Origin of the sequence: Limnohabitans sp., from assembly GCF_040400975.1 — a bacterium.
Taxonomy (GTDB): domain Bacteria; phylum Pseudomonadota; class Gammaproteobacteria; order Burkholderiales; family Burkholderiaceae_C; genus Limnohabitans_A.
Genome location: NZ_JBBAPF010000014.1, coordinates 63,956 through 85,205 on the forward strand (window position 1 = coordinate 63,956; position 21,250 = coordinate 85,205).

Consider the following 21,250-nt stretch of genomic DNA (forward strand, 5'->3'; position numbering starts at 1 on the left):
CCGCATCCTCGACGACAGAGCACAACCATGAAGCCCGGCCTGTCGCTTCGCATGTCCCAGCACCTGGCGCTCACGCCCCAGTTGCAACAATCGATCCGCCTGCTGCAGTTGTCCACGCTGGAGCTGTCGCAAGAGGTCGACCAGATGTTGGACGACAACCCTTTTCTGGAGCGCGCCGAAGAAGAAGCCCCAGCCGAAGCCTTTGGTCTGGAGCAAGCAGACAGCTACGTGAGCTTGGGTGACCGCGTCAGCGAAAGCGCCAGCACCTCGAGCAGCAGCGAGGACAGCGCCAGCGAAACCCGCGACGAAGTGGTGGCCGACGTGGCCGAAAGCTGGGATGGCGACGGCAGCGTGGACATGCGCCCTGACGACAGCGAATGGGGCGGCGACGCCACCCCGCGCCAAAAGAATGGCGAAGAAACCGCTGAAGCCATTGATCTGGCGCGCAGCACGGGTTCACTCACCGACTTCTTGCACCGCCAAGCCTTGTCGCTGCGCCTGTCTGAGGTGGACCGCGCAGCCTTGCGCTTTTTGATCGAATCACTCAACGACGACGGCTACCTGACCGACACCCTGCCCGAGCTGGCCGCCAGCCTGGCCGGCACCGACGACTTTGAGCAAATCGATGAGCTGGTACACCGCTTCACGGTGGCACTGGGCTTGCTGCAATCGCTCGAACCTGTGGGCGTGGGCGCACGCGATCTGGCCGAGTGCCTGCGCATCCAGATCAAGGCTTGGCTGAAAGACGAGCCGAACAGCGAAGTGGCCCAAGCTGCTTTGGCCATCTGCGCCCAACCGCTGGAAATGCTGGCCAAGCGCGACTACAAACGTTTGGCGGTGGCCTGCGGCCTGAGCGAAGCCGTGGTCAAGTCGGCCATCGCCGCGATCGCCCGGCTCGAACCCAAGCCCGGCCGCCCCTTTGTGGAGGCCGAGCAAAACATCATCATCCCCGATGTGCTGGTCATCAACACCAGCAAAACGGCCACACCCAAATTCCGCATCCAGCTCAACCCCGACGTGATGCCCAAGCTGCGCGTGCACGACATCTATGCCAACGCTCTGCGCGGCGGCAAGGGCGACAACCATGCGGGCCTGCAGCAACGCCTGCAAGAAGCGCGCTGGTTCATCAAGAACATCCAGCAGCGCTTTGACACCATCTTGCGCGTGTCCACCGCCATCGTGGAGCGGCAAAAGAACTTCTTGACACACGGCGAACTGGCCATGCGCCCGCTGGTGCTGCGCGAGATCGCTGACGAGCTGGGCATGCACGAGTCCACCATCAGCCGCGTGACCACGGCCAAATACATGTCCACGCCGCAAGGCACCTTTGAGTTGAAATATTTCTTTGGCTCGGGCCTGGGCACCGACAGCGGCAGCGCCGCGTCGAGCACCGCCGTGCGCGCGCTCATCAAGCAGTTTGTTGCTGCCGAAAAACCCGCCAAACCGCTGTCAGACAACCAGATCTCCGAGATGCTGAAAGAGCAAGGCATCGACTGCGCCCGCCGCACGGTGGCCAAGTACCGCGAAGCCCTGAAGATCGCGCCCGCCAACCTGCGCAAAACCCTTTGAGAAACCTTTCCCTGTGAATTCTTTGAATCTGTTCATGCCTTGCGCCGCAGGCGTTGAGGGCTTGTTGGCCGACGAGGTGCACGCCATCACCGGCCTCACGGGCCACGACCTGCTGACCGGGCGCGGCGGCGTGATGGCCCGCGCCTCTTGGCGCGACGCCCTGCGCATCAACCTGCACAGCCGCTTGACGCAGCGGGTGCTGGTGCAGCTGTCCGTCACCGATTACCGCAACGAAAACGACCTCTACAACGCGGCCAACGACGTGGCCTGGGAAATCTGGTTCACGCCCAAGCAGACCTTCAAGATCGACATCACCGCGCAGCACAGCCCGCTCAAAAGTCTGAACTTTGCCGCGCTCAAAATCAAAGACGCGGTGGCAGACCGCTTTCGCGCCAAGCGCGGCGAACGTCCCAGCGTGGACACAGCCTGGCCCGATGTGCGCATCTACGCCCACCTGACGCCCGAAACGGCCACGCTCTACATCGACACCTCGGGCGAACCTTTGTTCAAGCGCGGCTGGCGCACCGACAAGGGCGATGCGCCCTTGAAAGAAACATTGGCTGCGGCCATGATCGCGGCCAGTGGCTGGGACGCTACTGTGCCCCTGTACGACCCCTGCTGCGGCAGCGGCACCCTGCCGATCGAGGCGGCGCAAATCGCCTGCGGCATCGCGCCCGGTTTGCAGCGCCGCTTTGGTTTCGAAAAACTGCTGCCCTTCCAGAACCATGTCTGGCAAGGCCTGCTCGAAGAAGCCCGTGATCTGGAGCATGAGCCCACCGCACCCATCTTTGGCAGCGACGTGGCCTTCCGCATGGTTGACTTTGCCGAACGCAACGCCGAACGCGCCGGCGTATCGAGCGTGATCGAATTCCGTGGCGGCGACGCCCTGCAACGCATGCCGCCCACCGAAACGCCCGGCATCATGCTGCTCAACCCGCCTTATGGCGAGCGCATTGCCGCCGCCGGTGTGGCCGGGCGCGGGCGGGAGAACTTCCAGCCCGGTGCATTGGCCGATGCGCGTTCAAGTGCGCGCGCTGCCGCCCCAAGCCACCACCGCGAAACCGCCCAGACCGACGACGGCGGCGACTTCTTCGCCCAACTGGCCAGCCACTGGAAGAAAAACTACAGCGGCTGGAGCGCCTGGATGCTCACGCCCGACCTGAAGCTGCCCAGCAAAATGCGCCTGAAAGAATCGCGCCGCGTGCCCATGTGGAACGGCCCCATCGAATGCCGCTTGTTCCGCTTTGACATGGTCAAGGGCAGTTTAAAGCGCACACCGATAGACGCCTCTGCCGACAAAACAGGGGATGCCGGAACGCCTGCCCCATGAGCGGGAGTAACCCGGTGCGCCGCGTGCTGGACACCAACATCGTGCTCGACCTGTGGGTGTTTGACGAACCCAAGGCCGCAGCACTGCGCACCAGCGTGGAGAGCGGCAGCACTCAGTGGCTGGCGACCGCCGCCATGCGCGAAGAGCTGGCCCGTGTGCTGGCCTACCCGCAAATCGCCCAACGCCTGACGCACCGCCAACTGCCTGCCAGCGCGGTGCTCGACCACTTTGACCGCCACGCACAGCTGCAGCCCGACGCGCCCAAAGCACCTTACGCCTGCAAAGACACCGACGACCAAAAATTCATCGACCTGGCCGTGCAGCACACCGCCGACCTGCACAGCAAAGACGCACAAGTGCTCTGCATGAAAAAACGCTTGGAGCGATGCGGCGTGGCCCTCAATCCGATGACCCTGTAGAGCGGTGGCTGCAGCCCCGATCTTGCGCAGTTCAGCGCAGCCTCTGTGTCGGGGCTCAAGCCACCCACCTACAATCCTCGCCTGACCACAGGATCACCCCATGAACACCACCGCTGGCTTGGAAGCCAAAGACTTTGACACCCTGGACAACATCCTGGACGAGCTGCGTGAGCGTTTTGAAGAGACGCCACAGTGGGAGTTTTGTGAGGGTTTCATGGCGGCGCTGGTGTGCTGCCGCCGCGCCATTCCCGATAGCGAGTGGCTGCCCATGTTGCTGGGCATTGACCCGGACGAGCCCGAAGGCGGCAGCTTTGCCGACGAGGCCCAGCGCCAGCAGTTCATGGCTTTGTGGCAGCGCCGTTTTGACGAGATCAAGCTCGCGCTGGACACCCCGGTGGAAGCGCTGGACGACGACAAGGCCTATGCGCCGGAGGTGATGGATGTGCGCGGTGCGATTGCCTCCTTGCCGCCCGATGAGCGCGAAGAGGTCGAAGACAGCGAGATCCCGTCCTTTGCGCAAGTGTGGGCCTTGGGCTTCATGTTCGCGGTGGAAAACTGGCCCGATGAATGGGCTACGCCCAAGGACAAAGACGCTGCCAAGTGGTACGACCTGTCGCTTGAAGCCATCGTGGCCCTGACCGAAGACGATACCGATGTGCCCACCTTGTCCGCCCTCTCAGAAGACGGCCCGCCCAGCGTGAGCGAGAACCGACTGAACGCCTACGGTGAAGCGCTGTGGGCAGTGTACGACCTGCGCGAGATCTGGCGCAACATCGGCCCGCGTGTGGCCCAAGTGGTCAAAGCCGCCACGCCCGGGCGCAACGACGCTTGCAGTTGCGGCAGCGGCAAGAAATACAAGAAGTGCTGCGGGGCCTGAGGCCACCGCAGATCACCACCCATCGCGCAAAGGGTGCGCTCCTACGGAGGCTCAGCCCTCAAACCATCCACTTCGCCAAGGCTTCGCTGGTGGCTTCGGGCAGCTCTTCCGGGATGAAGTGACCTGAAGACATGAGCTGACCACTGGCTCGGCCAGCGCATTGCGCCTGCCACAGCTCGATCGGCTTGAACATGCGGTTGACCACGCCGCGATCGCCCCACAGCACCAAGGTGTCGCAGGCGATTTTGTCGCCGCGCTCACGCCCCTCTGCGTCGTGCTGCAGGTCAATGCCTGCACTGGCGCGGTAGTCTTCGGCGGCGCTGTGGATGGCGGCGGACCAGCCTTTGTCGTTGAGCATGGGGTTGCAAAAGGCGCGTTCGTACTCGGCCAGGGCTTCGGGCTCGATGTAGCCCAGTCCCTGGCTGCCCCAGCCGCCGAGCTTGGCGTGCAAGTAGGCCTTGGGGTTGCCGCCGATCATGAACTCGGGCAGCGGCGCGGGTTGGGTCAGGTGAAACCAGTGGTAATAGGCCTGCGCGAAGGCGAAGTAGGGGTCGGCCACCGGGCCAGAGGTCTCTGGCTTTTTGCCCCAGTGGCCGCTGTACATGTCGAAGGTCGGCGCGATGTCGATGATGCACAACTTCTTGACACGTTGGGCATGGTCCAGCGCCAAACGGTGCGCCACGCGCCCACCCCGGTCGTGCCCACACAAAAAGAAATCCTCCACACCCAAGGCATCGAGCAAACCCACCACCTCTTGCGCCATGGCGCGTTTGCTGTAGTGCAGGTGCTGCGCGTCGCCCACGGCATGCGAAGAATCACCGTAGCCGCGCAGATCGGGCATGACCAGGCGGTAACGGCCGCGCAAGTTTTGCGCGACACGGTGCCACATGACATGGGTCTGAGGAAAGCCGTGCAGCAAGACCAGCACAGGCAAGTGCGCTTGCGCAGCCCAATCGGCAGAGCGCCTGAAACAGACAGGCAAGCCCGCCACGCTGAGCGTCTGGCGCTCGAAGCCTTCAAACCAGGCCATCAGTCGACCTTGGCGCCAGAGACTTTGACAACTTCAGCCCACTTCTTGTGTTCGGACTCAATCAGCGCCGCGAACTGAGCCGGGGTGTTGCCACTGGGGATGGCACCCAAGGTGGCCAAGCGCTCTTTCATAGCAGAAGAAGCCAATGACTTGGCGACTTCTTGTTGGATGCGGTTGACCACATCGGCGGGGGTGCCCGCTGGGGCCAAGAGACCGAACCAGCTGCTGGCTTCAAAGCCTTTGAGGCCTGCTGCTTCTTCGATGGTGGGCAACTCGGGCATGGCTGCAGAGCGCTGGCTGCTGGTCACCGCCAGGGCTTTGAGCTTGCCCCCTTTGATCAGCGGGATGGCCGAAGGCAGGTTGTCAAACATGACGTCCATGGTGCCGCCCGACAAATCCAGCAATGCAGGTGCAGAACCACGGTAGGGGATGTGCGCCATGAAGGTGCCGGTTTGCGACTTGAACAACTCGCCCGCCAAATGGATGGAGGTGCCGTTGCCACTCGACGCCATGTTCAGCTTGCCGGGGTTGGCGCGGGCGAACTTGATGAAGTCGTTGACGGTGTTGATCTTGTTGGCGTTGGCTTTTTCGGCATTGACCACCATGACGTTGGGCACACCTGCGACCAAGGTGATCGGCACGAAGTCTTTGAAGGGGTCATAGGGCAGCTTGGCGTACAGGGCGCGGTTGATGCCGTGCGTGCCCACGGTGCCCATGAGCAAGGTGTAGCCGTCACCAGGTGACTTGGCCACTTGTTCAGCGCCCAGGTTGCCACCTGCACCGCCCTTGTTTTCAATGACGAATTGCTGGCCAAAAGCTTTGCTCAGGTCAGGCGCGATGGCGCGGGCCAGGATGTCGGTGGTGCCGCCTGGGGCAAAGGGCACCACGATTTTGACTGGCTTGTTGGGCCAAGCGCCTTGAGCCCAAGCCAGCGAGGTGGTCGACAACAAGACGGCTGCAGCCATGCCCAAAACAGGGCGACGTGAAAAATGACGTGGCATTTGAGCCATGGAAACCTCCGAATAAATGGATCAAATGATGATGCCACGCCGCATGACAAACGCTGTCACCCTAGCGAAGAAAGGGGACTTATTTAAGGGTTTGCCCTGTGCAATTGCTCCTGCAAAGCGGGCTTTTGCACCTTGCCCAAAGCGCTTTTGGGCAGGCTGACCATGAAGACCACACGCCGGGGAAGTTTGAACCGGGCGATCCGGCTTTGCAGGTGCTGCAGCACAGACTCGCCGGTCAAGCTTTGACCGGCCGCATCGCTGCTGCGCACCAACACGGCCACAGGCACCTCGCCCCAGCGTTCATCCAATAAGCCGACCACCGCGCATTCGGCGACACCGGGCAAGGTGACGAGCTGGTTTTCGATCTCGGCGGGGTAGATGTTTTCGCCGCCCGAGATGATCATGTCCTTGCTGCGGCCCACGATGGTGATGCAGCCGTCTTCGGCGCGCTGGCCCAGATCGCCCGAATGGAACCAGCCGTCTTGCAAGCCCAGGCCTGCTTGTTGCGTCTTTGGCGCTGGCCCGATCCAGTAGCCGCGCATCAGGTTGGGGGCGCGAATGCAGACTTCTCCGGTCTCACCCGGGGCGACTTCATGGCCTTGTGTGTCGATCAATTTGACCTGCGCTTGCGGGTGCGGCCAGCCCGAGGCGCCCACGCGGGCCATGGCATCGGGCAAGCGCAGCACGATGGACACGGGGCCGGTTTCGGTGGTGCCATACACCTGCCCGACGGGTACGCCGCGTGCGTGCAGCGTTTCGAGGTAGGCCAAGGGCACGGTGGAAGAGCCGGTCATGATGCCGCGCAGGCAGACCAGCGAGGTCTCGGCCCAGCGCGGGTGTTCAAACACGGCGCGCATGGTGGCGGGCACCAAGAGCGACAGTGTGGGGCGGCTGGTGTGCATTTCGTCCAACCAAGCCGACGGGTCAAAGCGCGGATGCAGCACCACCTCGATGCCCGCCAGCAGCGCGGGCAAAGTCTGGATGCACAGGCCCCCGACATGGAACATGGGCAGTGTGGACAGCACCTTGTCGCCCCGCACGAAATCATGCGCCCAGGCACTGGCGCGGGCATTGGCCAGCAACGCGGCTTGTGTGTGCACTGCGCCCTTGGGCACGCCCGTGGTGCCCGAGGTGTAGACCAGCAGCAGCGGCAGCGCGTTGTGCACATCCCGGTGCATTTTGAGCTGCAGCAAGCCGCGTGGTGAAGCGCTGGCGATCAGGCTGTCGTGGTGGCTGTGCTGCAAGTCTGTGCCCTGCAATGCAAGGGCTGTATCGGCGTGGTGGCCGTCGTGCACCAGCAGGCGCGGCTGGGCGTCCAGCATGACCTGCTGCAACTCGGGCAACGCAAGCCGAAAATTCAGTGGCAAAAACACCGCACCCAGCCGAGCGCAGGCCACCAGCGTGACCAGTTGCAGCTCGTGGTTGAAACCCAACCAGGCCACGCGGTCACCGCTTCGCACGCCCCAGCTCGATTGCAGGTGCGCGGTGACGCGCTGCACGCGCCGCCAAAACTTGGCGAAGTCATACGCGATGGTGCCGCCCGCTTTGCGTTCGTCACCCCGGAAAATGATGGCGGACTGTTCGCCTCGCTCATGCGCGAGTTGCGCAAAGCGCGCCGCCATCGGGCTGGTTTCGTCAGCCCACATCACTCGTCTTTTTCGCCGGATTCATATAGCGCTTCACGGCCAATGCGGTCCATGCACAGCTCTGCTGTCCAGGGCAGCATGAGCGAGCCGCAACGCGCATCGCGGTACAGGCGCTCCAGCGGCAGGCTTTTGAGCATGGACTGACCGCCGCAGGTGCGGATGGCCAAACGGGCGATGTCTTGCGCGTTTTCCATGATGGTGTACTGCGCCGCATAAGCGCGCAGGCGGGTTGACTTGCTCGGGTCCACCTTGGCGTCTTCAATGGCGCGCAAGAAGAGGTTGCGGGTTTGTTCGAGCTTGATGAACATCTCGGCCACGGCGATTTGCTTGGTGGCGAACTGGCGGCGCTTGACGGGGCCGGTGCCCGCAACCTCGCCGCGCAGGTAGGCCACGGTGAAGTCATACGCTGCTTGCGCAATGCCCATGTACGTGGGCGAGAGCGTCATGAACATGTGCGGCCAGCGGCTGGCGGCTTGAAAGTACAGGCCTTGCGGCATGAGCGCCGCGTCTTCGGGCACGAACACGTCTTTGAGAATCAAATTGCGCGACACGGTGGCGCGCATGCCCAGCGGGTCCCAATCGCCCTCGATCGTCAGGCCCGGCGCGGTGCGGGGTATGGCCAGGTACAGCGTATCGCGGCGCGACAGATCAGTGCCCTCTTTCTTCTCGGTGCACAGCACGCCAAAGTAATCGGCCGCATCGGACAGGGACGCGAAGATTTTTTTGCCGTTGATCTTCCAGCCGCCATCGACCTTGACGGCGAGGGTGCCGAAGGGCTGAGCACCTGACGCTGCAGCGCCGCCTTCGGAAAACGGCTGCGCATAAATCGCACCGTCTTTGACCACCCGGGCAAAGTGCGTTGCCTGGTGCGTGCGGTGTGAGGCGCGTTGCTCGGGCGTCATCTCCAGGTCTTCAGACAACAAGCCGCTCCACAGCATGGTGCAGACGTGCATGTTGAAGGTGAGCGCGGTAGCGCCGCAGTAGCGGCCGATCTCGGCCGAGACCATCGCATAGGTGGCGTAATCGGCACCCTGACCGCCATGCGCTTCGGGCACGCACAGCGCCAGCAGGCCCGAGTCGCGCATGTCGTCGTAGTTGGCGAATGGGAACTGCGCGTCGCGGTCGAGTTGCGCGGCACGCGGAGCGAACTTCTCGCTGCCGAGTTGCCGGGCCAGGGCCATCAGCTTTTGCTGCTTCTCGGTCAGGGGGTAGTCGTCGCCACAGATGGGCATGGTGTGTGGGATCGTTTTGTCTTGCACGTCGGTCATGGTTTCACGTCCTTCAGAAATTTTTCGAGTTCGGCGTTGAACGCCTCGGGCTGTTCGTAATGCAGCAAATGCCCAGCCCCGGGCAGGAAGGCATAGCGCGCACCGGGGATTTTTTGCGCCATGCGTTCCATCACGGTGAGCGGTGCGGTGCGGTCGTGCTCTGCCGCCAGGCACAACACGGGCACGGTGATGGTGGGCAAAGCGGCGCGTTGCTCAAACTGCACCAGCGCATGCAATGCGGCGCGGTAAGTGGCGGGCGGCACAGCCGACATGCTTTGGTGCGCCGGGATCAACTGGGCGGCATCGCCACCGGGTGCGGCCATGGTGGGGATCAGCTTGTCGGCAATGTCGCCCATGGTTTTGCCCAATTCCAGAGGAGCCAGACGCTGCGCCAAAAACTGCTTTTGAAATTCGCCATCGCTGTTGCCAAAAGCCGGGCTGCTGGCGGCCAGCAGCAGGCCAAGGATGCGCTCTGGCTTTTGCGTCCAGGCTTGCAAGGCGACCATGGCCCCCATGCTGTGGCCCACCAACACGGCTTGGTCGATGTGCGCTGCGTCCAGCATCTGCCAGAGGGCTTGCGCCAGATGCGCGAAGTCATAGGGGGTGACCATGGGGCTGTCGCCATAGCCGGGCATGTCCCAGGCCAGGCTGCGCCAACCCAGAGCGGCCACATGCGCTTGCTGCGAGGCCCAGCCTTTTCGGCCGCCGCCCACGCCGTGCAGGAAGACCACCGAGGGTTGTGTGGGCAAGCCCAGGTCGGTGAAGGCGGGCGCGCTCATGCCAACACCGCGCTCACCACTTGGCCCGCATCCACCACCACGGTGTCGTCCAGGCGAATGGTGCAGCCGCGCATCGGCAGGTCAAAGTGGCCCAGCGTGTGGCGGCCCGCGACTTCATTGGCCCCAGTCGAATACAAAAAGTTGCCCGCAAAGGCCCGCAGCTCTGTGCCATTGCAGTCGCGCTTGTCGTAGAAAGCCATGGCGTCCCAGCGTGCGTCCGGGTTCAGGCCAAAGCCCACATGCGACACCGCATAGCAGGCGCGGTGACCTTCAGCGTCTTCCCATGCCTTGTAGTAGCCGCGCATCATGTCCACATCGACGCCATGCCCCTCGATGGCCACGACGCTGTCGTTCTCGATGCTCAGGCGGATCGTGTCGCGCAGGTATTGCTTGAAGGTCAGGTTCACATCACCTGGGGCCATGACCAAGGTGCCGTTGACACTGCCCGCTGCCGGGAACGCCAGCGCCAAGCCCGCAGGCCAGTGCGAGACCATGCCGGGTTTAGGGCAGAAACCCCAGACACCGCCCACCACGGCTTGTTTGTCGCCATGTTTCAGGTTCACGCGCAGGTCGGTGCCTGCAGCAGACGTCACGTGCATCTGCTGTGCGGTACGCAGTTTCTTCATGGCGGCACGCACCACGCCTTCAAGCGCCGGATCGGGCACGGTGCGCTCCAAAATTTCTGGATGTTCGTTGGACACCATGAGCAGGCGCGGCATGTGCCCGTCCATGCCTTTCATGATGGTGGGCAACTCGGGCGCGTGCAGCAGGCCTTCCACGGTGCAGTCCACCACCATATCGGCGCGGGCCAATGCAGCCACCACGGGGCCGAGCTGGCCAATCGCGTCGCTGGCACCTGTGGAGCGCACGGGCGCGGGGGCCGTGAGCGCGGGCGTGGTGAGCGTCACTTCAAACACCTTGGCCCCCATGCCTTCCAAGGCCAAACGGGCCAACTCGACGTTCACGCGACGTGACTGCGTTTCGGCCAGAATGGCCACCACCTCACCGGGTTGGACTTTACACAAGGTGAAGGTGCGCGCAAATGCCGCCAGCCACTTGTGTTCGATCTTTTCTACCAACATGCTTGTCTCCTGAAACGCCACTCAACGCAAGCCGTTGACGGCCTTAAAAAACAGTTTATATGAATTTTCATGTATTGTGAGGCTTGATTTCGAACGCATCTCAACGCTTTGACCCCGCCCTATGACCTCTTCACCTGGCTTCATTGACGACTACCTGGCCTACTTGCTGGCGCGTGCCAGCCATTTGATTTCGAGCGAGTTCCATGCCGTGGTCGAAGCCAATGGCCTCTCCCTGATGGAGTGGCGCGTCATGGCCAGCCTGTCGGGCAAAGACAGTTTGAGCATCAACGAACTCGCCAGCATCGTGCTGGCCAAACAACCCACCGTGACCAAGCTGGTGGGCCGCATGCAAGACGCCGGCTGGGTCAAGCGTTGCGACGCCGCACACGACAAACGCCAAAGCCTGGTGAGCCTCACGGCAGCAGGGCGCCGCAAAGTGCAACCCCTGCTGAAGCAAGCCAAAGCTCACGAAGCGCAGGTGGTGTCTGCTTTGGGCGAGGACCCGGCGCATCAACTCAAACTGATGTTGGAGAGCTTGATTGCGGCGCATGGAAGCGCCGGGGACGCTTGAGTCGTTTTCGGGTTTTTGATGTTGCTGTTTGAACACCACTCTTGGCTGAGGACTGCTGAAATAAGTTCTTTTGACTTATATTGGTCAACCTTAGACCCTTGTCGCGAACGCGCTCTTTTTGACTCAGGAAACTTTGCTGATTTCAATCATTGAGCTCGAAAGTCAGACTTGCCAAATTAATCCAATGGATTAGAATGGAGTCTATGCTCACCATCGCAGAGCTGCCCGAATACATACGTCGTGCTGAGAAGCTGATGAGTGCTTCTGAGCGCTTGGACATCATCAACTACTTGGCGGCGCATCCGAAAGCGGGTGACTTGATGGAAGGTACTGGTGGCATTCGCAAACTGCGTTGGGGCAGAGGCGCACAAGGCAAGTCCGGCGGTGTGCGGGTGATCTATTACTTGCACAGCGAGCTCATGCCGCTTTACCTGCTGACCCTCTTTGCAAAAAACGAACGCACCAACATCAGCAAGGCACAACGCCATGAGTTGTCCGAGGTCATCGATTTGCTGGTGCAAATTTGGTTTGAATCGTGAAAGGAATCACACATGACTAATGCATTCAAGAGCATCAAACAAGGCTTGACTGAAGCCATTGCACATGCCAACACCAAAGACACAGAAACCACTGGCGTAAAGCTGTACCAGCCTCATGCCGTCAACGTGTCGGACCTGCGACAGCGGCTGAGCCTGACACAAGAACAGTTTGCTGCTCGCTTTGGTTTTTCAGTCGCCACACTGCGGCACTGGGAGCGTGGCGACCGCTCGCCCAGCGGCGCATCGCTGGTATTGCTCAACGTGATTGATCGCAACCCAACAGCGGTGCTGCAAGCATTGCAATAAAAAAATCTGAACATTTTTTCAACCCCTCGGCGATGCAAATTTAAGCACCATCCCGCGACTTAGCTCGTTTGCAGCATGCAAGACTTTTCAGCTTTAGGTTTAATGAACCATCCATTACCGATCACTGTGGTGAGTGATTAGGGCCAAGACTCAATGGTTGTTTTGCAGCGAAAGCGGACAGTCAGAAATCAGGCTGCTAAGGGGATCGTGAAACACAGGGAGTGTTCCTGTAGGATTGATTGAACACAACACCCAGTAAGGATGTCCACAGTGCTATCTGGCTTGAACCACCTAACCCTTGCAGTGCAATCGTTAGAACTGAGCGTTCCTTTTTACCGAGAGTTACTAGGGTTTCGCCTAAGAGCATCATGGAACAAAGGGGCATACCTTGAGCTTGGCGACTTATGGCTGTGCCTGTCGCTAGACGACAAAAGACTGACGAAACCTTCGGCTGACTACACCCATTACGCTTTCTCCGCCTCAGCTGAGAAGTTCGCTACCTTCGTTGCCATGCTTATCCAAGCAGGCGTTGTCGAATGGAAGAGCAACAGCAGCGAAGGAGATTCCTTTTACTTTCTTGACCCTGATGGTCACAAGCTTGAAATACACGTTGGTAGTTTGGCATCTCGCTTAAAGCAATGCCGCAAGCATCCATATACGGGAATGGAATTTTTCGACTGACACTATTGGGCCAGTTTGATGATTCCAGCCACTTTTGTTCAGCGTCTGTCTATAGCCTAAATGCCGATCGATCTAGGCCTTCTGCAGCTTCTAACCAAGTCCTTTTTCGTTCACTCCGGCACCACCGCCGTGACTTCGATCTCAACTAGGGCGCGATCCTCCACGAGATCGGCCACTTGCACCAGCGTCATGGCCGGGTAGTTCTTGCCGATGACTTCTTGGTAGACCTTGCCCAACTCGCGGCCGCGGGCCAGGTATTCCTTCTTGTCTTTGACGTACCAGGTCATGCGGGCCATGTGCTGTGGGCCTGCCCCTGCGCACGCGAGCGTGTCGACGATGTTTTGCAGGGCCTGGCGGCACTGAGCCACAAAGTCATCGGTCTCGAACTGGGCTTGGCCGTTCCAGCCGATCATGCCGGCCACGAACACCATGCGGCCACGCGCTTCGATGCCGTTGGCATAGCCTTTGGCGGGTGCCCAGCCTTCGGGTTGCAAGACGTTGAACATACTGATCCTTTACCAGTTGGGGACAGAGCTAAAGATCTGTCCCGCAAAGTTATTTGTTGACTGAAATTTGACGCAGCTTGAAGCGCTGCAGTTTGCCGGTCTCGGTGCGGGGCAAGGCATCCAAAAAGACCACCTTGCGCGGGTACTTGAACGGGGCGATGGTTTGCTTGACGTGCTCTTGCAGGGCTTTTTCCATGGCCGCATCGCCCGTGTGGCCGGGCTTGAGCACGACATAAGCCTGCACGATGTGCCCACGGTCTTCGTCGGGCATGCCGACCACACCACATTCGGCCACGGCCGGGTGTTGCAACAACGCGCCTTCCACCTCGGGGCCTGCGATGTTGTAGCCCGCCGAGATGATCATGTCGTCGTTGCGGGCCTGGTAGCTGAAGTACCCGTCCAAGTCCATGACAAAGGTGTCGCCGGGCAGATTCCAGCCATCTTTCACATAGTCTTGTTGGCGCGGGTCGGCCAGGTATTTGCAGCCTGTGGGGCCGCGCACGGCCAGGCGCCCGACGGTGCCAGCGGGCACGGGCTGCATGTCGTCGCCCACGATCTGCGCCACATAGCCGGGCACCACTTGGCCGATGCTGCCGGGGCGCACTTTCGCGCCCGCACTGGAGATGTAGATGTGGATCACTTCGGTGCCACCAATGCCATCGGTCATCTCGATGCCGGTGGCCTGCTTCCACAGCTGGCGGGTGGCGTCGGGCAAGGCCTCGCCTGCCGAGACAGGGTGCTTGAGGCTCGACAGGTCAACGCCTTTGGCCAGCGTCGCCATTTGGCGGTACATGGTGGGCGCGGTGTAGCACTGCGTGGCGCGGTACTTGGCAATGGTCTGCATCAAGGTCTCGGGCGTGTGCTTTTCAAGCAGCACCGTGCTCGCCCCATAACGCAGCGGGAACGCCAGCAGACCCCCCAGCCCGAAAGTGAAGGCGATGGGCGGCGTGCCGCAGACCACATCGTTTTCATCCATGCGCAGGATGTGGCGCGGGAACAAATCGCACATGGCCAGCACATCGCGGTGAAAATGCATGGTGCCCTTAGGCTTGCCGGTGGTGCCGCTGGTGAACGCAATCAGGCACACGTCGTCGCGGCTGGTGGGGTGGGGCGTGTACGTGCCACTTTGCTGTGCCATGCGCTGCTCCAGGCCATCGGGGGCATTGCTGCGGAACTGCACCAGCTGCTGCAAGCTGGCCATGTGGCTGGCGTGACCGGGTGTCATGCAGTGCTGCAGTTCATCGGCCAGCAGGCTGTCGCACAGGGCGGCACTGACTTGGGCTTTTTCGATGATCTGTGCCAGCTCGCCCGCACGCAGCAGCGGCATGGTGGGCACCGCCACCAGGCCCGCCTTGAGCGCGCCCAGCAAGCAAGCGGCCATCATGGGGCTGTTGCCGCCGCGCAGCAAAATGCGGTTGCCAGGCACCAGGCCCATGTCGAGGGTGAGCACTTGCGCGATGCGGTGGCTCTTGTCTTGCAACTGCGCATAGGTCCAACTGAAGTCACCACCACCTGTGTTGAAGTCGCTCACGCCATGCAGCGCGATGCGATCGCCTCGGCCTGCCTGCACATGGCGGTCCACCAATTCCACTGCGCAGTTGACCTGGTCCGGGTAGTCCAGCTCGGGCCGGTCGGCGATGAACACGGGCAACTGACCTTGGGGCGGTAGTCGGTCGCGCGCGAAGCTGTCGGTGTGGCTGCTGGGCAGCAGTTGGTTCCAGTCGCTCATATCAACCTTTCAGCAAGTCTTTGCCGATGATCAGCTGCTGCACTTCGGTGGCCCCTTCGTAAATGCGCAGCGCCCGGATCTCCCGGTACAGCGACTCCACCATCACACCTTTTTTGACGCCCATACCGCCGTGCATTTGCACCGCCATGTCGATGATCTGCTGGGCGTTCTCGGTGGCGGTCATCTTGGCCATGGCCGCCTCGCGTGTGATGCGTCCGCCTTGGTCGCGCAGCCATGCGGCTCGGTAGGTCAAGAGTGTGGCCGCGTCCAGCATCGTGGCCATTTGCGCGATCTTGGTCTGGGTGATCTGAAAGTCGCCCAGATTCTGGCCAAACATCTTGCGCGAACGCGCCCAGGCGATGGACTCGTGCAGCGCACGCCGCCCAAAACCCAAAGCGGCCGCAGCCACCGAGGTGCGGAACACATCGAGTGTGGCCATGGCCACCTTGAACCCCTGACCTGCTTCACCAATGCGCTGGTGGGCAGGCACCTTGCAGTGGTCAAACTTGAGCGTGGCCAGCGGGTGCGGCGCGACCACGTCGATGCGCTCTTCGATGGACAGCCCCGGCGTGTCGGCATCCACAATGAAAGCGGTGATGCCGCGTGCGCCGGGTGCTTCACCTGTGCGGGCGAACACCACATAAAAGTCGGCAATGCCGCCGTTGCTGATCCAGGTCTTGCGGCCGTTGAGCACATAACCGTCTGCCGTGGTGGTGGCGCTGCACTGCATGGCGGCCACGTCAGAGCCCGCCTCGGGTTCGCTGAGCGCAAAGGCCGACAGGGCCTGACCCGCAGCCACACGCGGCAGGTAGCGCTGCTTTTGATCGGCTGTGCCCATGAGGCTGATGGCGCCTGTACCCAAGCCCTGCATGGCAAATGCGAAGTCAGACAAACCATTGTGAAAGGCCAGCGTTTCGCGCAGCAGGCACAGCTGGCGTGTGTCGATCACGTCCGATGCGGCGCCGTAGGCCGTGCCGGACACCGCGTGTTGCAGCCAGCCGCCGCTGCCCAGCAAGCGCACCAAGCGGATGCATTCGGCGTCCACCGCGTCGCGGCTTTCATCGTGATGCGAAGTTGCATGTGGGTGGGCCAGGGACGCATTGCACCAGGCGTCCAGCCGCACTTTGAAGTCGCGGTGGCTGTTGTCAAAGAAAGGCCAGTCGAGTTCTGGCGGATGCGTCGCAGATCGGTCTGACATGGCTCAATCCCCTTCAAACACGGGCGTTTGCTTGGCCACAAAGGCGTGGTACGCCCTGTGGAAGTCGTTGGTGGCCATGCAGATGGCCTGCGCCTGGGCTTCGGCCTCGATGGCTTCGTCCACGCCCATGTTCCATTCCTGTTGCAGCATTTTCTTGGTCATGCCGTTGGCAAAAGTGGGGCCTGCCGCCAGTTGCGCCGCCATGGCTTGCGCCTCGCTCAGTACCTCGTCTGCGCCGCAGACTCGGTTGTAAAAACCCCAGCGTTCAGCCTCTATGGCTCCCAAGCCACGCCCGGTGAAGAGCAGCTCGCTGGCGCGGCCTTGGCCAATGATGCGCGGCAAGAGCGCGCACGCGCCCATGTCGCATCCGGCCAGACCGACTTTGTTGAACAAGAAATATGTTTTGCTCCGCTCGGTGCCGTAGCGCAAATCGGAGGCCATGGCCAAAATGGCCCCAGCCCCGGCGCAAACACCATCAATCGCGGCGACGACGGGCTGGGGGCAAGCGCGCATGGCCTTGACCAAGTCACCCGTCATGCGGGTGAAGGCCAAGAGACCCGGCATGTCCAGCTGGGTGAGCGGGCCGATGATTTCGTGCACGTCGCCACCCGAACAAAAATTGCCGCCTGCACCCGTGATGACCACCGCGTACACGTCGGGCGCGTAGGGCAAGGCACGGAAAAAGTCGCGCAGCTCGGCATACGAGTCAAAAGACAAAGGGTTCTTGCGCTCGGGACGGTTCAGGCTCACCGTGGCCACACCGTTTTGGACGGACAGCAAAAAATGCTCGGGCTGGTAGCCCGCCATGGGCTGGTTGTGGCGGGGCAGCTGATGGGGCTGCCCGGGCAGGTAACGTTGGCTCATGTGTTCTCCTTCGAGTGTGTGGGGGTGCCGGACTTCAAGCTGCCCAGCAATTGGTGCAGCTGTGTTTGTTCTCGCTCGGACAGCGGCGAGAGCAACTCCACCACCCAGCCTTCGTGGGCCAGGGCCATGGCGGCAAAAGCATTGCGTCCAGCCTCGGTCAGGCTGACGGTGAATGAGCGGCGGTCGCCGACTTGCGTCTGGCGCAGCACCAATTGTTCTTTTTCCAGCTGGTCCACGATGCTGGTGACGTTGCCACCTGTGACCATCATGCGGCGCGACAACTCGCTCATCGACAGGCCTTGCGGCTCGCGTTCGAGCTGGGCCATCAGGTCAAAGCGCGGCAGTGTGATGCCAAACTGCTCGCGCAAGCGCTGGCGAATGGTGTCTTCGATGCGCGTCGTGCACGACAGCAGGCGCAACCACAAGCGCAGTGAGGCGTGGTGCTCGGCGTGCGCGCGCACCTCCATGTCGGTCATGCTGTTCATCCGGCCAGCTCCCCGCCGTCGATGGCCATGGCTTGGCCGTTGATCGCGTCGCTGCCCTCTGCGCATAGCCACAGCACGCTTTGCGCCACTTCGTGCGGCTGCACCATGCGCTGCTGCGGGTTGCTGGCGGCCAAGGCTTGGCGCGCTTCGGCCTCGCTCTTGCCCGTTTTGCTCATGATGTTCTGCACCGCTTCGCGCACGATGTCGGTCTCGGTGTAACCGGGGCAAATCGCGTTCACGGTGACGCCCTTGCGGGCCAACTCAAGGGCCAGTGCTTTGGTCAGGCCCACCACGCCGTGCTTGGCCGCCACATAGGCGCTCACATAGGCATAGCCCTTGAGGCCTGCGGTGCTGGCGATGTTGACGATGCGCCCCGGCGTGCCGGCCTGCGCGGCTTCGATCATGCCGGGCAGCACCGCCTGAATGCAGTGGTAGGTGCCTGTGAGGTTGACGTTCAGCATCTGCTGCCAGAGCGCAGCATCGGTCTTGGCAAAGGGCTGGCTGTGGGCCTGGCCTGCGTTGTTGACGAGGATGTTGATGGGGCCGAATAGGGCCTGAGCTTGCTGGACTGCCGCTTGCACCGCGTGTTCATCACCCACATCCAGGGGTGCGACCAACACCGCCACATCGGGCACTTGCGCTCGCAGGGTTTCGGCTTGCGTCTGCAGTTTGTCATGCGAGCGCCCGCAAAGCGTGAGTCGACAACCCGCTTGGGCCAGCTTCAGCGCAATGGCTGCACCGATGCCTGCACCTGCACCGGTGATGAGGGCGTGGCGGCCTTGCAGTTCTTGCGCCATCTCAGTCCCCTTTGCTTGCGGTCTGCAGAGCGCGCTCACGAGCAAAGCCGGCTTCGAGCTGCGGTTTGCCCGACTCGTAGGCACGGGGCCAAGCAATGTCTTTGAAGCCGATGCGCGCGGCTTCGGTCAGTGTCCAGGCTGGGTTGGCCAAGTGCGGGCGGGCCACAGCACACAGGTCAGCGCGTCCTGCGGCCAAGATGCTGTTGACGTGGTCCGCCTCACTGATGGCGCCCACCGCAATCGTGGCGATGCCTGCTTCTTGTCGGATACGGTCGGCAAAGGGGGTTTGGTACATGCGGCCGTAGGTGGGCTTTTGCTGGGCACTGACCTGACCCGACGAGCAGTCGATCATGTCTGCACCTGCAGCTTTGAAGGCACGTGCGATCTCGACCGCATCGGTCGGTGTGATGCCGCCCTCCACCCAGTCGTGCGCCGAGATGCGCACCGACATGGGCAAGTCCTTGGGCCAGGCGGCACGCACTGCGTCGAATACTTCGAGCGGGTAACGCAGGCGGTTTTCCATCGAGCCGCCGTATTCGTCTGAACGCTTGTTTGTCAGCGGGCTGATGAAGCTCGACAGTAAATAGCCATGGGCGCAGTGCAGCTCCAGCCAATCAAACCCCGCTTGCGCAGCGCGTTGGGTGCTGGCCACGAATTCCGCGGTCACGCGGTCCATGTCGGCGCGGCTCATGGCGCGGGGCACTTCGCCGTGGGGCAGGTAGGGATTGGGCGATGCGGCGATCAACGGCCAGTTGCCTTCGGCATCGTCTGCGGGCACAGGCTGGTCCATGCCCGGGCCTTGCCAGGGACGGCAAGTGGAGCCTTTGGGTCCGGCGTGGCCGATTTGCAGGCCAATCTTCGCGTCTGATTTCGCATGCACCCAGTCCACGATCTTGGCAAAGTCTTGGGTCTGCTGGTCATTCCACAGACCCGGGCATCCGTGCGTGATGCGGCCATCGGCGCTGGGCGCGGTCATCTCGACCATCACCAGCCCGGCGCCACCCATGGCGCGTGCGCCCAGGTGCACCAGGTGGTCGTCGGCCACTCGGCCATCCACCGCCATGTACTGCGCCATGGGTGAAACCACCACACGGTTTTTGAGCTTGACCGAGCGCAGGGTGTAAGGCGTGAACATGGGAGGACGCAAGAACTTTTGATCTTTGGGTGTCGCTGTGCGACCCGCAAACCAGGCTTCGTAGCCCTCCAGCCAAGTCTTGTCACGCAGACGCAAATTCTCGTGGCTGATGCGCTGGCTGCGTGTGAGCATGGAGTACATGAACTGCTCGGGTTCGAGCTGGTCACAGTAACGCTCGCCACACACCTCGAACCATTCCATGGCGTTCCAGGCGGCGTTTTGCAGCCGGATGACGTCGATCTCTCGCACCGCTTGGTATTGCTTCAGCACCTCGGGAATCCTGTCTGCGGTATCGCCCAGCGCCTTGAACTGGCGCACCAGTTCGATCGCGTCTTCGAGCGCGAGCTTGGTGCCCGAGCCGATCGCAAAGTGCGCGGTGTGTACCGCGTCACCCATCAGCACCACATGGCTGTTGCCGTTGAAGTGCGACCAGTTGTCGCACTTGACGCGTTGAAAGTTGAGCCAGGCCGAGCCACGCAAGTGACGTGCGTTGGTCATCAATTTTTCGCCCTGCAGGTTCTTGGCAAAGAGTTTTTCGCAGAAGGCAATTGACGCGTCTTGGTCGGCTTTGTCCAAGCCGTGCGCCAGCCAGACATGCTCGGGACACTCGACAATGAAGGTCGAGGTTTGTTTGTCGAACTTGTAGACGTGGGCTTGAAACCAGCCGTGCTCGGTCTTTTCGAACAAAAAGGTGAAGGCGTCGTACTGGCGTTTGGTGCCAAGCCAGATGAATCGGTTAGGCCGGGTGACGATGTCTGGTTTGAAGATTTCTGGGGTCCGACTTCGAACGCGTGAATTGACACCATCACTGGCAATGACCAAGTCTGCATCCGGAAAGTCCAGATCCGAATTCACGTCTTGTTCAAACAGGAGTTTGACACCGACCTGTTCACAACGATCCTGCAAGATATTGAGCAACTTCTTTCGCCCGATGCCGACAAAACCATGACCGCCTGAACGGATCACACGTTCTTTGAAGTGCAACTCAATATCGTCCCAATGGTTGAAAGCCTGCTCCACCTCGGCGGCGGTCTCACTGTCCCATTGGCGCATGTTGTCCAGTGTTTGGTCTGAGAAAACCACGCCCCAACCAAAGGTGTCGTAGGGCTTGTTGCGCTCCACCACGGTGATGTCGTGGTGACTGCCGAGTTTTTTCATCAGCAACGCGAAGTACAAACCCGAGGGACCACCGCCAATGCACACGATTTTCATATTTGTTCTCTTTGCTACAGACCACACAAGCCATTAATTAAGGCCTATATATTTTAGGTCTCAAGTATTTAAGCAATTGCGATGACGGTCAACGGAGGGATAACCCGTAGAGAATCAAAAAGAGGAAAGATGGTACGGATGGAGAAATGCTACGCACAAAACAAAACGCCCCACCGAATGGTGAGGCGTTTTGGGCTGTTAGAAGCCTGACGATGTC

21 protein-coding genes are annotated in these 21,250 nt (G+C 61.4%); 8 read left to right on the plus strand and 13 right to left on the minus strand.

The window, feature by feature from the left end; translation table 11 throughout:
• Positions 1 to 27 precede the first annotated feature (27 nt).
• The 4 genes from ABWQ00_RS09890 to ABWQ00_RS09905 all read left to right on the plus strand — a co-directional run bounded on the left by ABWQ00_RS09890 (position 28) and on the right by ABWQ00_RS09905 (position 4,195).
• On the plus strand, positions 28 to 1,569 hold the full coding sequence (locus ABWQ00_RS09890) for an RNA polymerase factor sigma-54 (RefSeq protein ID WP_353238507.1): 1,542 nt from the start codon (positions 28 to 30) through the stop codon (positions 1,567 to 1,569).
• Positions 1,570 to 1,582: 13 nt separating this feature from the next.
• Positions 1,583 to 2,899 (plus strand): THUMP domain-containing class I SAM-dependent RNA methyltransferase, encoded by a 1,317-nt coding sequence (locus ABWQ00_RS09895; protein ID WP_353238508.1) that lies wholly within the window; start codon positions 1,583 to 1,585, stop codon positions 2,897 to 2,899.
• Positions 2,896 to 3,318, plus strand: coding sequence for a PIN domain-containing protein (locus ABWQ00_RS09900; RefSeq protein WP_353238509.1), 423 nt, complete (start codon positions 2,896 to 2,898; stop codon positions 3,316 to 3,318). Before ABWQ00_RS09895 ends, ABWQ00_RS09900 begins: the two co-directional genes overlap by 4 nt.
• Before the next feature lie 100 nt (positions 3,319 to 3,418).
• Positions 3,419 to 4,195: a UPF0149 family protein gene (locus ABWQ00_RS09905; RefSeq protein WP_353238510.1), complete on the plus strand. Its 777-nt coding sequence runs from the start codon at positions 3,419 to 3,421 to the stop codon at positions 4,193 to 4,195.
• A 58-nt stretch (positions 4,196 to 4,253) separates the two neighbouring features.
• On the opposite strand, the gene ABWQ00_RS09910 is transcribed toward ABWQ00_RS09905, so the two are convergent.
• From ABWQ00_RS09910 to ABWQ00_RS09935, 6 genes are all read right to left on the minus strand, one after another.
• On the minus strand, positions 4,254 to 5,225 hold the full coding sequence (locus ABWQ00_RS09910) for an alpha/beta fold hydrolase (RefSeq protein ID WP_353238511.1): 972 nt from the start codon (positions 5,223 to 5,225) through the stop codon (positions 4,254 to 4,256).
• Positions 5,225 to 6,190: a Bug family tripartite tricarboxylate transporter substrate binding protein gene (locus ABWQ00_RS09915; RefSeq protein ID WP_353238524.1), complete on the minus strand. Its 966-nt coding sequence runs from the start codon at positions 6,188 to 6,190 to the stop codon at positions 5,225 to 5,227. Before ABWQ00_RS09915 ends, ABWQ00_RS09910 begins: the two co-directional genes overlap by 1 nt.
• Before the next feature lie 128 nt (positions 6,191 to 6,318).
• Complete coding sequence (locus tag ABWQ00_RS09920; protein WP_353238512.1) at positions 6,319 to 7,881, minus strand: AMP-binding protein; 1,563 nt, start codon at positions 7,879 to 7,881, stop codon at positions 6,319 to 6,321.
• The gene (locus ABWQ00_RS09925; RefSeq protein ID WP_353238525.1) at positions 7,881 to 9,113 is read right to left on the minus strand and encodes an acyl-CoA dehydrogenase family protein; all 1,233 of its coding nucleotides are present in this window, start codon (positions 9,111 to 9,113) and stop codon (positions 7,881 to 7,883) included. The genes ABWQ00_RS09920 and ABWQ00_RS09925 overlap by 1 nt, the downstream gene beginning before the upstream one ends.
• Before the next feature lie 32 nt (positions 9,114 to 9,145).
• Complete coding sequence (locus tag ABWQ00_RS09930) at positions 9,146 to 9,928, minus strand: alpha/beta fold hydrolase (RefSeq protein WP_353238513.1); 783 nt, start codon at positions 9,926 to 9,928, stop codon at positions 9,146 to 9,148.
• The gene (locus tag ABWQ00_RS09935) at positions 9,925 to 11,010 is read right to left on the minus strand and encodes a 2,5-dihydroxypyridine 5,6-dioxygenase NicX family protein (RefSeq protein WP_353238514.1); all 1,086 of its coding nucleotides are present in this window, start codon (positions 11,008 to 11,010) and stop codon (positions 9,925 to 9,927) included. The genes ABWQ00_RS09930 and ABWQ00_RS09935 overlap by 4 nt, the downstream gene beginning before the upstream one ends.
• A gap of 121 nt (positions 11,011 to 11,131) precedes the next feature.
• On the opposite strand from ABWQ00_RS09935, the gene ABWQ00_RS09940 reads away from it, so the two are divergent.
• The 4 genes from ABWQ00_RS09940 to fos all read left to right on the plus strand — a co-directional run bounded on the left by ABWQ00_RS09940 (position 11,132) and on the right by fos (position 13,107).
• The gene (locus tag ABWQ00_RS09940) at positions 11,132 to 11,581 is read left to right on the plus strand and encodes a MarR family winged helix-turn-helix transcriptional regulator (protein ID WP_353238515.1); all 450 of its coding nucleotides are present in this window, start codon (positions 11,132 to 11,134) and stop codon (positions 11,579 to 11,581) included.
• 203 nt (positions 11,582 to 11,784) lie between these two features.
• Positions 11,785 to 12,120 carry a type II toxin-antitoxin system RelE/ParE family toxin gene (locus ABWQ00_RS09945; protein ID WP_353238516.1) on the plus strand — a complete coding sequence of 112 codons (336 nt, stop codon included), beginning with the start codon at positions 11,785 to 11,787 and terminating at the stop codon, positions 12,118 to 12,120.
• A gap of 12 nt (positions 12,121 to 12,132) precedes the next feature.
• Entirely contained in the window at positions 12,133 to 12,426 is a 294-nt protein-coding gene (locus ABWQ00_RS09950) for a helix-turn-helix domain-containing protein (protein ID WP_353238517.1), read from the plus strand.
• A gap of 270 nt (positions 12,427 to 12,696) precedes the next feature.
• The gene (gene fos / locus ABWQ00_RS09955) at positions 12,697 to 13,107 is read left to right on the plus strand and encodes a fosfomycin resistance glutathione transferase (RefSeq protein WP_353238526.1); all 411 of its coding nucleotides are present in this window, start codon (positions 12,697 to 12,699) and stop codon (positions 13,105 to 13,107) included.
• A gap of 110 nt (positions 13,108 to 13,217) precedes the next feature.
• Here fos and ABWQ00_RS09960 read toward each other — a convergent pair whose 3' ends face one another.
• The 7 genes from ABWQ00_RS09960 to ABWQ00_RS09990 are packed head-to-tail and all read right to left on the minus strand — an operon-like array spanning position 13,218 to position 21,033.
• Positions 13,218 to 13,613, minus strand: coding sequence for a RidA family protein (locus tag ABWQ00_RS09960; protein ID WP_019430837.1), 396 nt, complete (start codon positions 13,611 to 13,613; stop codon positions 13,218 to 13,220).
• A gap of 49 nt (positions 13,614 to 13,662) precedes the next feature.
• Positions 13,663 to 15,342: an AMP-binding protein gene (locus tag ABWQ00_RS09965; RefSeq protein ID WP_502908117.1), complete on the minus strand. Its 1,680-nt coding sequence runs from the start codon at positions 15,340 to 15,342 to the stop codon at positions 13,663 to 13,665.
• A gap of 1 nt (position 15,343) precedes the next feature.
• Positions 15,344 to 16,540 carry an acyl-CoA dehydrogenase family protein gene (locus ABWQ00_RS09970; protein WP_353238518.1) on the minus strand — a complete coding sequence of 399 codons (1,197 nt, stop codon included), beginning with the start codon at positions 16,538 to 16,540 and terminating at the stop codon, positions 15,344 to 15,346.
• A 3-nt stretch (positions 16,541 to 16,543) separates the two neighbouring features.
• The gene (locus ABWQ00_RS09975; protein WP_353238519.1) at positions 16,544 to 17,404 is read right to left on the minus strand and encodes an enoyl-CoA hydratase family protein; all 861 of its coding nucleotides are present in this window, start codon (positions 17,402 to 17,404) and stop codon (positions 16,544 to 16,546) included.
• Positions 17,401 to 17,889 (minus strand): MarR family winged helix-turn-helix transcriptional regulator, encoded by a 489-nt coding sequence (locus ABWQ00_RS09980; RefSeq protein ID WP_353238520.1) that lies wholly within the window; start codon positions 17,887 to 17,889, stop codon positions 17,401 to 17,403. Before ABWQ00_RS09980 ends, ABWQ00_RS09975 begins: the two co-directional genes overlap by 4 nt.
• The gene (locus tag ABWQ00_RS09985) at positions 17,886 to 18,686 is read right to left on the minus strand and encodes an SDR family NAD(P)-dependent oxidoreductase (RefSeq protein WP_353238521.1); all 801 of its coding nucleotides are present in this window, start codon (positions 18,684 to 18,686) and stop codon (positions 17,886 to 17,888) included. Before ABWQ00_RS09985 ends, ABWQ00_RS09980 begins: the two co-directional genes overlap by 4 nt.
• A gap of 1 nt (position 18,687) precedes the next feature.
• Entirely contained in the window at positions 18,688 to 21,033 is a 2,346-nt protein-coding gene (locus ABWQ00_RS09990; RefSeq protein ID WP_353238522.1) for a bifunctional salicylyl-CoA 5-hydroxylase/oxidoreductase, read from the minus strand.
• Positions 21,034 to 21,250 lie beyond the last annotated feature (217 nt).

Bases quoted from the DNA above. Each gene is read 5' to 3' on its own strand.
- ABWQ00_RS09890 (WP_353238507.1), top strand. From the start codon at position 28: ATGAAGCCCGGCCTGTCGCTTCGCATGTCCCAGCACCTGGCGCTCACG.
- ABWQ00_RS09900 (WP_353238509.1), top strand. From the start codon at position 2,896: ATGAGCGGGAGTAACCCGGTGCGCCGCGTGCTGGACACCAACATCGTG.
- ABWQ00_RS09905 (WP_353238510.1), top strand. From the start codon at position 3,419: ATGAACACCACCGCTGGCTTGGAAGCCAAAGACTTTGACACCCTGGAC.
- ABWQ00_RS09910 (WP_353238511.1), bottom strand. From the start codon at position 5,225: ATGGCCTGGTTTGAAGGCTTCGAGCGCCAGACGCTCAGCGTGGCGGGC.
- ABWQ00_RS09915 (WP_353238524.1), bottom strand. From the start codon at position 6,190: ATGGCTGCAGCCGTCTTGTTGTCGACCACCTCGCTGGCTTGGGCTCAA.
- ABWQ00_RS09920 (WP_353238512.1), bottom strand. From the start codon at position 7,881: ATGTGGGCTGACGAAACCAGCCCGATGGCGGCGCGCTTTGCGCAACTC.
- ABWQ00_RS09925 (WP_353238525.1), bottom strand. From the start codon at position 9,113: ATGCCCATCTGTGGCGACGACTACCCCCTGACCGAGAAGCAGCAAAAG.
- ABWQ00_RS09930 (WP_353238513.1), bottom strand. From the start codon at position 9,928: ATGAGCGCGCCCGCCTTCACCGACCTGGGCTTGCCCACACAACCCTCG.
- ABWQ00_RS09935 (WP_353238514.1), bottom strand. From the start codon at position 11,010: ATGTTGGTAGAAAAGATCGAACACAAGTGGCTGGCGGCATTTGCGCGC.
- ABWQ00_RS09940 (WP_353238515.1), top strand. From the start codon at position 11,132: ATGACCTCTTCACCTGGCTTCATTGACGACTACCTGGCCTACTTGCTG.
- ABWQ00_RS09945 (WP_353238516.1), top strand. From the start codon at position 11,785: ATGCTCACCATCGCAGAGCTGCCCGAATACATACGTCGTGCTGAGAAG.
- ABWQ00_RS09950 (WP_353238517.1), top strand. From the start codon at position 12,133: ATGACTAATGCATTCAAGAGCATCAAACAAGGCTTGACTGAAGCCATT.
- ABWQ00_RS09960 (WP_019430837.1), bottom strand. From the start codon at position 13,613: ATGTTCAACGTCTTGCAACCCGAAGGCTGGGCACCCGCCAAAGGCTAT.
- ABWQ00_RS09965 (WP_502908117.1), bottom strand. From the start codon at position 15,342: ATGAGCGACTGGAACCAACTGCTGCCCAGCAGCCACACCGACAGCTTC.
- ABWQ00_RS09970 (WP_353238518.1), bottom strand. From the start codon at position 16,540: ATGTCAGACCGATCTGCGACGCATCCGCCAGAACTCGACTGGCCTTTC.
- ABWQ00_RS09975 (WP_353238519.1), bottom strand. From the start codon at position 17,404: ATGAGCCAACGTTACCTGCCCGGGCAGCCCCATCAGCTGCCCCGCCAC.
- ABWQ00_RS09980 (WP_353238520.1), bottom strand. From the start codon at position 17,889: ATGAACAGCATGACCGACATGGAGGTGCGCGCGCACGCCGAGCACCAC.
- ABWQ00_RS09985 (WP_353238521.1), bottom strand. From the start codon at position 18,686: ATGGCGCAAGAACTGCAAGGCCGCCACGCCCTCATCACCGGTGCAGGT.
- ABWQ00_RS09990 (WP_353238522.1), bottom strand. From the start codon at position 21,033: ATGAAAATCGTGTGCATTGGCGGTGGTCCCTCGGGTTTGTACTTCGCG.